The sequence below is a fragment of the Rubrobacter aplysinae genome (assembly GCF_001029505.1).
Taxonomy (GTDB): domain Bacteria; phylum Actinomycetota; class Rubrobacteria; order Rubrobacterales; family Rubrobacteraceae; genus Rubrobacter_A; species Rubrobacter_A aplysinae.
Genome location: NZ_LEKH01000003.1, coordinates 189891 through 204072 on the forward strand (window position 1 = coordinate 189891; position 14182 = coordinate 204072).

General features: G+C 66.7%; 11 protein-coding genes. 1 reads left to right on the forward strand and 10 read right to left on the reverse strand.

The genetic code is table 11. The annotated features are described in order from the left end of the window. Nucleotides 1–115 precede the first annotated feature (115 nt). A complete protein-coding gene (locus tag ABD53_RS04850; protein WP_235401346.1) occupies nt 116–1756 on the forward strand; it encodes a protein O-mannosyl-transferase family in 1641 nt (546 codons plus the stop codon). 28 nt (nt 1757–1784) lie between these two features. Here the strand turns inward: ABD53_RS04850 and ABD53_RS04855 are convergent, their stop codons facing one another. The 10 genes from ABD53_RS04855 to ABD53_RS04900 form a co-directional block, all read right to left on the reverse strand. After that, complete coding sequence (locus ABD53_RS04855; protein ID WP_235401367.1) at nt 1785–2375, reverse strand: LOG family protein; 591 nt, start codon at nt 2373–2375, stop codon at nt 1785–1787. A gap of 44 nt (nt 2376–2419) precedes the next feature. Beyond that, nucleotides 2420–3376: a UDP-glucuronic acid decarboxylase family protein gene (locus ABD53_RS04860; protein ID WP_047864617.1), complete on the reverse strand. Its 957-nt coding sequence runs from the start codon at nt 3374–3376 to the stop codon at nt 2420–2422. Then, nucleotides 3369–4814 (reverse strand): UDP-glucose dehydrogenase family protein, encoded by a 1446-nt coding sequence (locus ABD53_RS04865; RefSeq protein WP_084709315.1) that lies wholly within the window; start codon nt 4812–4814, stop codon nt 3369–3371. Before ABD53_RS04865 ends, ABD53_RS04860 begins: the two co-directional genes overlap by 8 nt. Before the next feature lie 117 nt (nt 4815–4931). Then, nucleotides 4932–6317, reverse strand: a complete 1386-nt coding sequence (locus ABD53_RS15705; RefSeq protein ID WP_152670586.1) for a sugar transferase — start codon at nt 6315–6317, stop codon at nt 4932–4934. A gap of 104 nt (nt 6318–6421) precedes the next feature. Further along, nucleotides 6422–7573, reverse strand: a complete 1152-nt coding sequence (locus ABD53_RS04875) for a glycosyltransferase (protein ID WP_047864618.1) — start codon at nt 7571–7573, stop codon at nt 6422–6424. A 4-nt stretch (nt 7574–7577) separates the two neighbouring features. Next, the gene (locus ABD53_RS04880) at nt 7578–8528 is read right to left on the reverse strand and encodes a sulfotransferase (protein ID WP_152670587.1); all 951 of its coding nucleotides are present in this window, start codon (nt 8526–8528) and stop codon (nt 7578–7580) included. A 15-nt stretch (nt 8529–8543) separates the two neighbouring features. Further along, nucleotides 8544–10295: a flippase gene (locus ABD53_RS04885; protein WP_047864619.1), complete on the reverse strand. Its 1752-nt coding sequence runs from the start codon at nt 10293–10295 to the stop codon at nt 8544–8546. A gap of 120 nt (nt 10296–10415) precedes the next feature. Beyond that, nucleotides 10416–11789 (reverse strand): sulfatase, encoded by a 1374-nt coding sequence (locus tag ABD53_RS04890; RefSeq protein ID WP_047864620.1) that lies wholly within the window; start codon nt 11787–11789, stop codon nt 10416–10418. 87 nt (nt 11790–11876) lie between these two features. Continuing rightward, entirely contained in the window at nt 11877–12524 is a 648-nt protein-coding gene (locus ABD53_RS04895) for a hypothetical protein (protein WP_047864621.1), read from the reverse strand. A gap of 79 nt (nt 12525–12603) precedes the next feature. After that, complete coding sequence (locus ABD53_RS04900; RefSeq protein ID WP_053057689.1) at nt 12604–14097, reverse strand: sulfatase; 1494 nt, start codon at nt 14095–14097, stop codon at nt 12604–12606. Nucleotides 14098–14182: the final 85 nt, after the last annotated feature.

Below are 14182 nucleotides of genomic sequence, written 5' to 3' on the forward strand. Positions count from 1 at the left end.
TACTCCACCGCACGCCGCCCGGCGCGGCAACCCCTCGTCGCGGCCACGCGTAGCCGACGTGCGGAAGGACGGGGTTTCTGGGGAGGCGTCCCGGGATATGGTAGGTTTCTCTGTCGTGAGTTGGAGAGTGAAAAAGGCGAGCAAGAGGTTGGGCGGGCCGTGGTCGCGCAGGGCCATACCGCCCGTCGCGGGCGCGGTCGTGGGAGCCGGGGTGTTCGTGCTGTACCTGTTGACCCTGGCTCCGGGGGTGATGCACTACCAGCGGCCCGAGGTGCTGGACTCCGCGATGCTCCAGGTCCACGCGGCCACGCTCAGCATCACCCATCCGACCGGCTACCCGACCTGGACCATGCTCACCCACCTCTTGACATACCTGCCGCCCGGCAACGAGGCCTACATGACCAATTTGGCTTCCGCGATCCACGGCGCGCTAGCCGTCGCTTTCGTGTACGCTGCCGCGTACGCGCTGACCCGCAACGTAGTCGCCTCCGGGGTCGGGGCCCTCGCCTTCGGGCTGGGGCAGGCGTTGTGGTCCCAGTCGAACCTGGCCGAGATCTACGCCCTGAACGCCCTGTTCGAGGCGCTCATGATCTTCACCCTGCTGCTCTGGCGTGCCCGCCGCGAGAGGCCGGACGGCGGTAGTGGCGACCGCTATCTGCTGGTGGCGTGCCTGCTGCTGGGCCTGGCGATGACGAACCACATGACCAGCGGTCTGCTGCTCCCGGCCGGCGCGCTCTTCGTGTTCCTGGTGGACCGGAGCCGGTTCACGGACCTCGGGCTCGTGCTCAGGGGCGCGGGACTTTTTCTGGTCGGGCTTCTGCCCTACGCCTACCTGCCCATCCGCTCCTCCATGAACCCCGACAGCATGGAGTTCGACCCGTCGAGCCCCGGGCGCTTCTTCCAGCTCGTCAGCGGCAGCTCGCTAAACGGTAACCTGATCGGCCTCCGGCCCTCCGACCTTGTGGGCAAGCTCGGCGACTACGCCGGGTACCTGGTAAACAACCTCAACTGGGCTCTGCTCGCCCTGGCGGCCGTAGGGCTCGTCTCGCTGCTGCGCCGTGACAGGGCCGCCGCGGCCTTCACGGGCTTTCTGTTCGCGGGCTGGCTAATACACGCCCTGGCCTACAACATCCTGGACGTGTACATCTACTTCATCCCCACGTACATGGTCCTCTCCCTGTGGGCCGCCACCGGGGCAGCCACGATACTCGGCGCCGTCTGGTCCCTGGCCAGCCCGCATTCGGGCTACTCGCGCAAGCTGGTCGGAGCCTCCTACGCCGTGGTCGCCGGGGCTTTCGTGCTGTTCTCGGTGGCCGGCGTCCAGCAGAAATACGAGGGCGTGGACCGCAGCGACAGCGACCAGGGACGGCGCACCATCGAGGCCGTCGCCGACAACGTGGAGACCGGGGCGACCGTGATCCAGCACCGCAGCCCGCTGTGGTACATGGTGCTGGTCGAGAAGCGCCGCCGCGACCTTACGCTGCTCGACCCCTACTACCCGACCATCGGTCCGGGTCACTACGATACGGTCTGGCCCGGAGACCTTACCCCCGAACAGGCCCAGCGCCGCTACGCTACCCACAACGATGACTTCGGGGTCGAGACCGCCCGCCGGGCAGCAGAGAAAGGCCCGGTCTACATCCTGGACAGCGGGCTGGTAAGCGGCCAGGCCTTCCAGGAAGCGGGCTTCGACGTGATCCACGTGGAAGGCGGCATCCTGTACGAGCTGGTTCCGCGCGAGAGCCAGCCCGGCTAACAATCAAACAAGCTAACGAAGGTGGAGCCTACAGTTCCTCCGGGACGACCCACTTCCCGGTGGCGGGCGGGGTGTGGCTCTGTAGGAGGTTCAGCATCCTCTCCGGATCGTTCTCCAGCAGGACCAGCGAGCGGTGCTCGGCGCGCACGAAGCCCTCGCTTGCGGCGTGGTCGAAAAGCGAGACCAGCGGCCTGTAGAACCCGGCGGTATCGAGGAGGCCGCACGGCTTCTCGTGCAGGCTGAGCTGGGCCCAGGTAAGCATCTCCAGAAACTCCTCGAAGGTGCCGTAGCCGCCGGGCAGCGCGACGAAGGCGTCGGCGAGGTCGGCCATGATCGCCTTCCGCTCGTGCATCGTGCCGGCAACCCGCAGCTCGGTCAGCCCCTGGTGCCCGACCTCCTTCTCCAGCAGAGCCTCCGGCATCACACCAACCGCCTCGCCGCCGGCGTCCAGCACGGCGTCGGCGACGACACCCATCAGGCCCACCCGCCCGCCGCCAAAGACCAGCCTCATGCCGCGGCCGGCAAGCGCGGTCCCGAGCCCGCGGGCCGCCTCCGCATACTCCTCACGCGCGCCCTCGCTCGAACCGCAGAAAACGCACACCGTGCCCACCATATCCACCTTCGCCAATACAGTCCTCTCCTTTCGTCTAGACGCCCACCGCCTTAGCTCCCCGGCTGGCCCAGTGAGAGCAACGTCCTTTCGAGACCTTCTCGCGCGGGCACCCGTGGAGCCCAGCCGAGCGAGCCGCGGGCGCGGCCTATGTCCGGGCAGCGTCTGACGGGGTCGCCCTCGGGGAGTGGCCGGTATACCAGACCGCCCGCGCCGCCGCAGAGGTCGAGGATCATCTGCGCGATCTCCTTTACGGTGTGCTCCTCGGGGTTGCCGAGGTTTACCGGACGGGGCTCGCCGGAGCGCATGAGACGCACCAGCCCCTCTACGAGGTCGTCCACGTACTGGATGCTGCGGGTCTGGCCGCCGTCGCCGTATACGGTCAGCGGCTCCCCGGCGAGGACTTGGCCGAAGAAGTTCGGGACCATGCGCCCATCGTCCGGCCGCATGAGGGGGCCGTAGGTGTTGAAGATCCGGGCTATCCGGGTGTGTACGCCGTACCGGCGGCTGTAGGCTGTGGTTAGGGCCTCGGCGTAACGTTTGGCCTCGTCGTAGACACCCCGGATACCCACCGGGTCCACGTTACCCAGATACTCCTCGTGCTGGGGATGCACGAGCGGGTCACCGTAGACCTCGCTCGTGGAGGCGAGCAGGAAGCGCGCGCCGGTGTCCCGGGCGAGCTCCAGCGCGTGACGGGTCCCCTCGGAGCCCGCGCGGAGGATCTGTATCGCCCGGCTCTCAAAATCCGCGGGGCTGGCCGGTGAGGCCAGATGATACACCTCGTCCATGTCGCCGGACACCTCCAAGGGGCTGGTAACGTCCGCCTGCACGAGCTCGAACCCCTTCTCCATCAGCAGGGGCCCGACGTTCGAGACGGAGCCGGTGCTAAGGTCATCCAGACACACGACGCTATATCCTTCCGAGAGGAGCCGCTCGCAGAGGTGGCTGCCGACGAACCCGGCCCCGCCGGTCACCAGCGCGCGCCGGGGCTCCCCGTGGGCGCTAGCCACGCCCGAAGCCCTCGTAGCGCAGGCCCTGGGCGCGGGCCTCGGCCGGGTCCAGGACGTTACGGCCGTCCACGAGCATCTTCGGCTCCTCCATCTCCCGGGCGGCCCGGGCGAGGTCGAGGCTCCTGACCTCCTCCCAGTCCGTGACGATTACCGCCGCGTGGGCCCCGCGCAGCGCCTCGTGTGGATCTTCGGCAACTTCTAAATCCACCCCCGAGGAGGCCAGCACCTCCCGGGCCTTCTCTCCGGCGACGGGGTCGTAGCCGACCACCCGGGCGCCCAGAGAGCGGAGTTCCCGGGCAATGTAGAGGCTCGGGGCGTCGCGCAGGTCGTCGGTACCGGGCTTGAAGGCGAGCCCGAGGAGGGCGACACGCCGGTCTTCGAGGTTACCAATCTCCTGCTGAAGCTTGGCGACGGCCAGCCCGCGCTGGCGCTCGTTCACGGCGACGGCGGCGTCCAGGAGGCCGGGCTCGTAGCCACGCTCGCGGGCGGCGGCGCGCAGGGCGGAGACATCCTTGGGAAAACACGAGCCGCCCCAGCCCGCCCCGGCGTCGAGAAAGCGGGAGCCTATGCGGCCGTCCAGTCCGATACCCTCGGAGACGCTCGTTACGTCGGCCCCGACAAGCTCGCAGATGTTCGAGATCTCGTTTATGAAGCTGATCTTGGTCGCCAGGAACGCGTTCGCGGCGTACTTGATCATCTCCGCGCTCTGGAGGTCCGTGGTCACGAACGGTACGCCCCCCTCCGGGAAAGGCCCCGGGCTCGTGCCGTACAGTCCGCCCAGGCTGCCCACGCCGCTCATACTCGGCACTGGTTCGAAGCTCCGCTCGATAATGGGCCGGTAAAGCTCGCGCATCGTCTCGAACGCCGCCTCGGACTCCGAGCCGAGCACTATCCTGTCCGGGAACAGCGTGTCGTGTACGGCGCTGCCCTCTCTCAGGAACTCCGGGTTGGAGACCACCCGGAAGTCCGCGCCGTTACCCTCAGCCTCCGCCACACCCGACATGCCTTCCCGCACCAGCATCGAGACATAGTCACCCGAGCCGACCGGGACGGTGCTCTTGTTGACCACCAGTAGCGGCGAGCTTCTCCCGCCCGGATCGGCAGCAAGTATCCGGCCGAGATCCCGGGCCACGGCGGCGACGTTCGAGAGGTCAGCGGAGCCTCCCTCGCCCTGCGGGGTGTCCACGGCCACGAAAAGCATCTCACAACCGGGTACGGCCTCCGCCAGCGAGGTGGTAAACGAGATGCGGTCCCGGTACGTCCGGATTATGTCCCCGAGATGGGGCTCGTGGACGGGTATGACCCCGGCAGACAGCCCCTCGACGCGTCCGGCGTCGCGGTCCACGAAGGTGACCCGGTGGCCCAGGTGCGCCAGGCAGGCCCCGGTCGAGAGGCCGACGTATCCCGCCCCCACGACTACCACGTCAAATCTCTGCAAGTATTCCCGCGCCTCCACAGTTTCGGGACAACCCTATTTGCCGGGAGGTCGCGCCCCCGGACGGACAACAGGGTACAGGATACCCGCCGCCCGGTTTCAAAGGCCCGCCGGGCTCTTCTAGTACGCGCCGCGGCGGAGGATCACGGTTCCGAGGGTCTTGAGGATCAGCTTCACGTCCAGAGATAGCGACCAGTTCTCTATGTAGTACAGGTCGAGGCGGACCATATCCTCGAAGGAAAGGTCGCTGCGGCCGCTGGTCTGCCAGTAGCCGGTGATGCCGGGCACTGCGGCGAGGCGGCGCTTGTGGGGCTCGTCCATGTGCTCGAAGTCGCGCAGGGGCAGGGGCCTCGGGCCGACCAGGCTCATATCGCCGGTCAGGACGTTTATGAGCTGTGGCAGCTCGTCCAGGCTCCAGCGCCGCAGAAAGCTCCCGACGCGGGTAACCCGGGGGTCATCCTTCAGCTTGAAGAGCGCGCCGTCGGCCTCGTTCCGGTGCTCCAGCTCTTCCTGGCGGGCCTCGGCGTCGGCGTACATGGAGCGGAACTTGTAGCAGAGAAAGACCTCCCCGTCGGCCCCGGCCCGCTTCTGCCGGAAAAGCGCAGGACCGGGCGAGTCGAGCCTGATGGCGACGGCGATGGCGAGGATCACGGGCGAGAGCAGAACGAGGGCGAGCAGGGAGCCCGTCAGGTCGAGCGCGCGCTTGAGCGCCCGCTGGGTGTTGTCCAGCTCGGGGTAGACCACCTCAAGGAGCGGTAGACCCGTGTTGTCCGAGAGCACGGGCCGGCTGCTCATCAGGCCGACGGCCCCGGGGGCGACCCGCATGCGGATGCCCCGCAGCCTCACCGAGCGCAGCGCCTCCAGGAGATCCTCGTCCGGGATACGCTCCGCTCCGGCCAGGATCACGTGTCGGGCCCCGGTACGGTCCAGCGCCTGCCTCAGACGCGGGACGCTCAGACCATGGCCGCCGTTGCCTTGTATCTCCACCGCCAGCTCCTCGGCGGTAAAGTAGGCTCCGGGCGAGAGCTCCAGCATCCGGCGCACCCGCGCCCTCTCCGGCTCTTCCCCGACCACGATGGTCGGCACCAGCCCGAGTCCGCGGCGGTAGATCCACTCTATCCCCTGCTCGTACACGAGCCTGAGCCCCGCGCCCGCCACCAGCGCGCAGCCGGCGGCGGTCAGCACCTCCCCGAGAGTGTATCCCGCACCGGGATAGATCACGGTCCCGACCGTGAGTATCCCGGCCCACCACAGCACGGCCGCGACCAGTGCACCGGGGTTGCGTCGTCTCTGCGCCCGGTCGTAGAGCCCGTGGGCGGCGAAGATGGCTATGCCGAGGGCGAGCAGCACGGGCAGCGTCTCGCCTACCCCCCCGGAGCCGGAGAGATATGCCGCCAGATACACGCCGAGCGCCAGCGCCAGCGCATCCAGCGCCGCGAGCGCCATCACGCTCAGGGGCCTGCGGTAGGCGACGCCCCCCAGCAACCTTTTAAGCGCCCGTCTCACAGCCGGTTCTCCGCCATATCCGCCGTCAGCCTGTTAATCCTGTTAATACACCACGGTAGGACAGTATAAACCCGGTCCGGAATGCCGAAACGCCGGGTATCCGGCTATCTAGCTACTCTGAGGGCCCGCTCGATCCCATCCACACGCCGCTCCCAGTCGTTGCGGCGTGCGAGATCCACCCTGGCCGAGATCCGCTCCCGCGTCTCGGAGCCGGGCAGCCCCAGGAGCCGCTGCACGACCTCCTCCGGGCCATTAGCCAGGTACACGTGATCTCCCAGACCAGCGAGGGCGGGCAGCGACGAGGCGACCACCGGGCGGCCCGTCGCCAGGCACTCGTAGGTCTTGGCGGGCGAGATCCCCCGCCCCTGACCGGTTAGCCGGTACGGCAACACGAACGCGTCCACCCCCGAGAGCGCACGCGGCAACTCCGAATGCGGCACCGACCCCCGGTAGTCCACGCCGGGCTCAGAGAGTAGCCAGCGGGCGGAGCGCTCGATCTCGCCCACGAGCCGCACCGTGAAACCGGCCCGGGCGACCCTCTGTAGCACACCCAGGTCTAGCCGCTCCCCGACGTGGCCGAAGAAGCACACCGTCCGTATCTGCCGGGCGGGCCCCGCCTCCCCGGCGAGCGCGTTGAACCTCCCGAAGTCCACGCCCGGCCCGCAGAGGAACGCATCCGGGCGCACCGGGCGCACCTTCTCCAGGAGAAACCCCGAGGTGCAGCCCACGGCGTCGGCCCGCCGGAGCAGCTCCCTCTCGGTCTCCGCGATGTCGGGAGGGACGCCGGGGAAGTTCTCATAATCGTCGGAGCAGTCGTAGAGCAGGCGGCCCGGCGAGAGCTCGCGGACGAGATCCAACGTCGTGCGGGTCGGCGGATAGGCTATTATGGCCGGATGATCCCCCGCCATCCGGAGAAGATCCCGGCCCACCCGGGGCACGAGAACCCGCCGGTTCAGCCAACGAAAAGCCCCCGCCGTCGGCGGCAGGACTAGCGGCGGGTAGATCGAGAGCCTACCGGATGCTCCGAGGTTGGCAGTCCCCGCGCCGGAGCGCGCTATCCGGGACATCCGGGACAGGACCTTGCGCGCAAGCCCCGGCCCCGGACGGGGGTTCGAAAGCCCGGTCGTCTCGACGAAGACTACCGGGTGCCCGCGGGCCGCGAGCCGGGCGGCGATCTCCTGGTGCCGCTGCCACAGAAAGTCCCACCGGATGCCAGCCAGGAGGACGACCGGCTCCCTCTCGGGGGGCGGCTCCAAGAGGCTACACCCGGGCCGCGGACCTCTCGGCCGCCTCCGGGTGGACCGGGTAGCCGTAGCGCCGGAGCATGGGGTAGGTCAGCGCGGTGACCAGCCCGCGGTCGCGGGGGTCCATCTCCCCTATCCACTCGGTATCCGGCTTGAGGGCGACGCTCCCGGTCTGGAAGCGGTTGGGGTTGCCGGAGACGGTGTGGCTGACCCCGAGCTTGACCTCGTTATCGCCGGCGAGCGGCGGCTCGGCGTCCTCGTCCATCAGGCCTAAGATGCGCCCGAAGCTCTCGCGCGGGTCGGCTATGAAGTCCTCGTAGCGCAGGCGCAGGTACCGCGACGGGTCGCCGCCCCACAGCGCCTCGGCGGCCCCGTTCCAGGAGTCCCACATCCAGGAGTTCTTGAACGGGGAGAACTGAACCATGAACTCCCGGTCCGGGCTGTCGGGCTGGGGCTTCTTCTTCGCCCAGGAGTAGGCGGTCGCGCGCGGATCGCGCACGAGGTGCAGGACTCGCAGGTCTATGCCGGGCGCCATGCCGAGGGCCCGGCCGTAGGCCGGCTCCTTGGAGGAGTCCACGATCACGCGGCTCCCGGTCTCGTCCCGCAGCGCCCTGTACAACGCGCCGGTATTGTTGAGCAGAGGCCGCATCCGGTCTGCGAGCCTGCGGCGTCCGGGCTCGGCGAGCATCAGCGGCAGGTGCCGGGTGCGGGCCCCGGCGGAGAGCTCCCGCATCATCTCCTGCGGGTCCACGTTTTCGGAGCCCCCGAAAGCGCGTTCGAGCACCCGTCCCCACACCTCGCACTCCCGGAAAGGCGCGCCACAGCCGCAGAGCCGGTTCTCCACGAGGTTATTCCGCCACATGTAGCAGATCTCACCCGCCGAGAAGAAACCGTCAACCTCACCCAGAGAGTTAGCCAGGATGGTGGACCCGCTCCGGCCCATCCCAACGATATACAGAACCTTCACCCGCTCGCCCAAAGTCTAGTTAGTCCCTCCCGTATCTCCGCCGCCTCTGTTGCGCCTTCTCAGGGAACGCCGGATGACCTGCCAGTACGTGTTCAGGAACTCGCGGTCGGTCTCCGAAAGCCCGAACAGCCACAGGAGACCCAGGTAGAACACCTCGAAGACGGCTCCCGTTACTAGGATAGTAAGGCCCAGCCCCACGATACCGCCCGGCACCACGCCGAGGCTCGAGAAGCCGATCTTGGCCCCGTAGGCGATTGCGGCGGCGATCAGGGCCGCCGCAGTGGGCTTGAAATACTCGGGTGTAAACGGCCAAAACCCGAACCTGCGGCGGACCATAGTGAGCGAGATCGTGTTCTCTGTCATGAGCGCAGCTGAGACCCCGATAGCGGCACCAAGGAGTCCGAAAGACGGGGCTAGGGCTATCGTGGCGACTAGGCCGGTTATGGCGCCCGTGAAACTCGCCAGCATGACCACGTTCTGGTTGTCAGTCATCGCGAGCATCCGCGGCGAGGGCCCAACAAAGGTGGAGAATAGCTGCGCCCCGGAGAGGATAACGAGTGCGGGCCAGCCCGAGGTGAAACCGCCTCCGCCGAAGGCTTGTAGGGCCTCTACGGCGAGCAGGATCACGGGTACGAAAAGCGCGAGCGCCCCGGTAAAGGTCCAGCGCGTTACATCCTTGTATAAACGCCGCAGATCATCAATTTGGCCCTGAGAGTAAAGATTCGAGATGATTGGGGAGAAGATACCGTTGAAGGCGTAGCGCACTAGGGTTCCGAGTGTAGCTGTGCGGAACGCAGCCTGGTAAATGCCGACCGTTCCAGCCGAGGCGAACTGCGCGAGCACGAGCACACCGGTCCAGTTGTTGGTGTACTGGGTAATGCGCTGGATGCTCATCGGCACCGAGACGAGAAATAGCTCCTTCGTCTCATACTTCGGCTTTACGCTGCGGTCGAAGAGCGGCGGATACAGCTTTCGCAGGAAGTACGCCGCCAGCACCACACCAGCCATCATGGAGAGCGCGAAGCCGACGTATATACCAGTGATCGCCCACGTCGGCGGTCCACCGTCCTGGCTGTTGCCTTGAGAAAAGAGGAGAGTCGCCACGAAGACCCCGGCCACCAAAACGAAGTACGCTAGTGGACGCAGGATCTGCTGCACGTAGGTGGCATAGGTAACAGTTTGAAAACCCTGGGTAGCCCACACCAAAATGCTCATCAAAGCGAAGAACGGGAGCGCAAAGACGACGAGCCGCATCAGTGGCGCGGCCTGCGGCAACTTCAATAGCTCCGACAGGGAGCCGGCCCCGATAAATAACGCCACCGCCAACACTAGGCTTATGCAGAGCGTGATCGCGACCGACTGGATGATCGCGCCCCGCACCCGCTCGTTATCCCCCTGCGCTCGGTAGTGAGAGACGTAGCGCACCACGCCATTGTCGAAGCCGAACTGCGAGAGGATGTTTACAAAATTCGCCACCGCCATTGTTAGCGTATAGCGTCCAAAGAATGCCGCGCCTAGTGTCCGCGCTACGGCGGACTGGGTAAGAAACCCGAGCACGCGTCCCGTGCCCTGGCCGATGGTGCTTATGCCGCCACCACGGGCGACCCGGCCTACGTAGGAGTCCTCGCCCTTGCCGTACTCCGTCTGCACAGAGGGAGCGCCCGAGAGGCCGTCACCGGAGCTTTCACCTTTGGAGTCGTGATCCCCGGGCTCCCGATCTGGCTCGACCGGACGATCACTCTTGTACTCCCCCTCCGAAGCGCTCATGTCTCGTCCGATTCTCTGCGGGTGTGTGGTATGGCCTGAATCACAGCGGCCAATGATATTCCCTAATCGACCGGCGTTCAATCTCCTCTGAGAGCATCCTGCGGGCGGCTACAACGCGGCTCACGCCCGGGCCCGCTCGGTGGCCTCCTCGCGCAGTGGCGGGGGCTCGCCGCCGGCGTCGGCCACTATGAAATCCTCGTACATGCGTTGCACGACATCGGGATTCTCTCCGGCGATGTTGTTTTTCATCTCCGGGTCCTGGCGCAGATCGTAGAGCTTGGGGGCGGACAGGTCGTTTACGCAGAACATGGCGTAGTCCTCGTCGCGGCACCAGGAGTACTCGTCATAGCCGAGGGTGAAGTGCGGCCGCTCCTCTTCCGGAGGCCCGCCTTCGAGCACCGGTGTGAGATCCTGGCCGTCCATCTGCTCTTTCTGGGGGACGCCGAGCGTGGCGAGCACGGTCGGGGCGATGTCGTGGGTGGAGGCGTAGAAGTCGCTGGTCTCTCCCGCCCCCTTCCCTTCCGGATGGCGCACGTAGTAGATGATGTCCGTCATCTCCGGCCACAGCACGTTGAAGGGCTTTCCGGTATAGCCGTGCTCGCCGAGCGCCACGCCGTGGTCGGAGAACACCAGGAGCAGGGTATCCTCCATCAGGCCGAGATCCTCCATCTTGTTCACGAAGTCCCCGAACCATTTGTCGGCCATAGTGACCTCGGCGGAGTAGAGGGTCTTCATGCGCTCTAGCTGCGCGCCGGTGAGGTAGTCGCTGGTGTCGTAGTTCGGGACTGTCGGCTCCCGGCCCGCGTAGCCGCTGGCGTAGAGGTCCACGTAGCTCTGGGGCGGGTCCCAGGGCTCGTGCGGGTCGAAGGAGTCCACCACCAGGAAAAACGGCTCCCCGTCTCCTTCCGCGACGGTGTCTAGGTAGTCCATGGCGCGGGCGAATACCTTGGGGGAGAAGTAGTCCTCCTCGCCGTCCCGGCTCGCGACGTTGGCGAGGTACTGGCGGGCCTTCTCCACGAGCAGCTCGTAGTTGCCCGGGACGGTGTAGCTCTCGACCTTCCTCTCCGGCACCGAGAGCCCGGAGCGGTACTTGTCCATCTCCTGGCCCCGGATAAAGTCGAAGACGTCGAAGCCGCGCTGGAAGTTGTAGGAGGGCTTGTAGTAGTGATAGTTGTCCGTTATAAGGGCGGTCCGATAGCCGTTATCCGAGAGCGTCTCGGCGACGGAGACCTGATCCTCTGGCATCGGCTGCCAGCCGGCGGAGAAGTTCACCTCCTCCGGGGTCGGCATCCAGCCCCTGAAAGGCCAGGTCCTCTTCCCGGTAAACACGGCCCGCCGGGCGCAGATGGTGGGGATGGACTCGGGATAGGCCCGGGTAAAGCGCATCGAGTCCCCCGCCAGCGCGTCCAGGTTCGGGGTCTTTATCCAGTCGTTGCCGTAGACCCCGACGTGATCCTTGCGCAGGCTATCCAGACACACTACTACGACGTTCATCCCTGTCTCTCCCTGTAAGAGTCGATCTTGCGGCGGTGGATCGCGCCGGGGCGCGGTCCCTCTCTTCCTAGCTCCGCAGCCAAACCGCTACCCGGCCTCGCCGGCGGTCCGTCCACCGGCTTTCTTGTCGCGGCGGTAGCGACCGAGCACGAACCCGACCACGTCCCGGACGAACACTACGGCCCCGAGCCACACCCAACCGAGGCCGAAGAGAGCCCACAGCGCGGCCCCGGTGGAGCCGAGGTCCACGGCGAAGGCGATCAAACCTCCCATAGCGGCGGCCAGGAACGGCGGCACCGTCCAGGACGGCACCGTGCGGTCCTTGAGCGCCGACACCCCGAGCACCACCGACCCGGCGGCCGCCACCAGCAGCCCGATGCGGAACGCCCGGTAGCCGGGCGCGGCGAGTATGAAGACGTCGTCCACCCCGAGCCAGAACTGCCCGACGTTACCGGCGGCCACCAGCGCCAGCCCCAGGGCTACCACGAGAAAAGAGGCCCAACGCAGCAGCCCGCCGCCGGTGATCCCCCGCAGGTGCAGCCCCACCACCCCTACCAGCAACAACAGCGGCGCGGTGGCGAAGAGCTGCCAGAAACCGTCGGCTCCGGAGGGCAGCCGGCTCTCGGCGAGCGTTATGCCCATCGGCGTGAGCGCCCACAGACCGCCGCCGGGGACGACCATCATGGAGGCCAGCCACACGGCCGCCGCGACCAGGCCAGACAGCAGCCTCCTCAACCTCCGCCCCCCACACGCACCGGCGGGGCCTGGCCCACGGCGCGGACAGCCTCCACCCTCACGCTCAACGTCCCGACCACTAGTAGATCGGAGGCGGCTCGCCGCCCGCGTCGGCCACTATATAGTCGTCGTACATCTTGCGCACGGTTTGCCGGTTGTCGGATGAGATGTCGTTGTCCATGTTCGGATCCTCGCGCAGGTCGTAGAGCCTGGCCTCCGAGCCGTCGTTTCGTATGATGAGCGCATAGTTTTCATCCCGGGCCCAGGAGTACTCGTCGTAGCCGAGGGTGAAGTGCGACCGTTCCTCTTTCGGAGAGTTCCCTTCGAGTACCGGGGTGAGATCCTGGCCGCTCATCTGCGGGGGTTGATCTATGTTCATATTGGCCAGAATTGTGGGCGCGATGTCGTGGGTGGAGGCGTAGAAGTCGCTGGTCTCTCCCGCCCCCTTCCCTTCCGGGTGGTGTACGAAGTACGGGATGTCGGTCAGCTCGGGCCACAGCGCGGTGAAGGGCTTCCCAGTATAGCCGTGCTCGCCGAGCGCGATGCCGTGATCCGAGAGCACGAAGAGCAGGGTGTTCTGCATGAGGCCGAGATCCTCCATCTTGTTCATGAAGTCCCCGAACCATTTGTCGGTCATCGTGACCTCGGCGGAGTAGAGGGCCTTCATGCGCTCCAGCTCGCGCTCGGAGATCCAGTCGCTGTCGCCGTAGTTCGGGACGATGGGCTCCCCGCCGCTATAGCCGCCGCCATACTGGTCCACGTAGCTCTGTGGCGGGTCCCAGGGCTCGTGCGGGTCGAAGGAGTCCACCACCAGGAAAAACGGCTCCCCGCCGTTGCTGGTCACCAGGTCCAGGTAGTCCATCGAGCGGGAGAAGACCATTGGGGCGAAGTAGTCTTTCTCCCCGCTGCGGCCGGCGACGTTCGCCCGGTACTGGCGGACCTTGTCGCGCATGCTCTGGTTGTTGCCGCTCACGGTGTAGCGGTCCACCTCGGAGTCGGGGATGTCTAGCGGCGAACGCCAGTGGTCGCGCTCCTGACCCCGGATGTAGTCGAAGATGTCGAAGCCCCGTTGGAAGTTCATGGAAGCCTTGAACAGATGCTCGGTATCGGAGATCAGGGCCGTCGTGTACTCGTTGTCCGAGAGCGTCTCCGTGACGCTGACCTGATCCTCTGGTATCCGCTGCCAGCCGGCGGGGAAGAAGGTCTCGCCTTTCTGCGGCACCCAGCCCCTGAAGGGCCAGGTGCGGGTGCCGGTGTAGACCGCCCGCCGGGCGCAGATGGTCGGGATGGACTCGGGATAGGCCTGCGTAAAGCGCATCGAGTCCCCCGCCAGCGCGTCCAGGTTCGGGGTCTTTACCCGCTCGTTGCCGTAGACCCCGACGTGATCCTTGCGCAGGCTGTCTAGCATCACCACGACGACGTTCATTCTGGAGCCTCCGCGGGGCATGTAGCTATCGCTGCCGTTGGTCGCGGCGACCGAGGAGCCCGCGAGCGCGAGGCCCGCTCCCCCGGCGCCGGCGGCCTTGAGAAAATCCCGCCGCGTTACCCTCCGGCCGGGGCTACCCTCGGACAATATCCGCCCTCATGTACCTCATGCGTCTCATGCACCTCGTGTATCTCACGTATCTCTCGCACTGCCCCTCCGGGGCGTCCGCCCC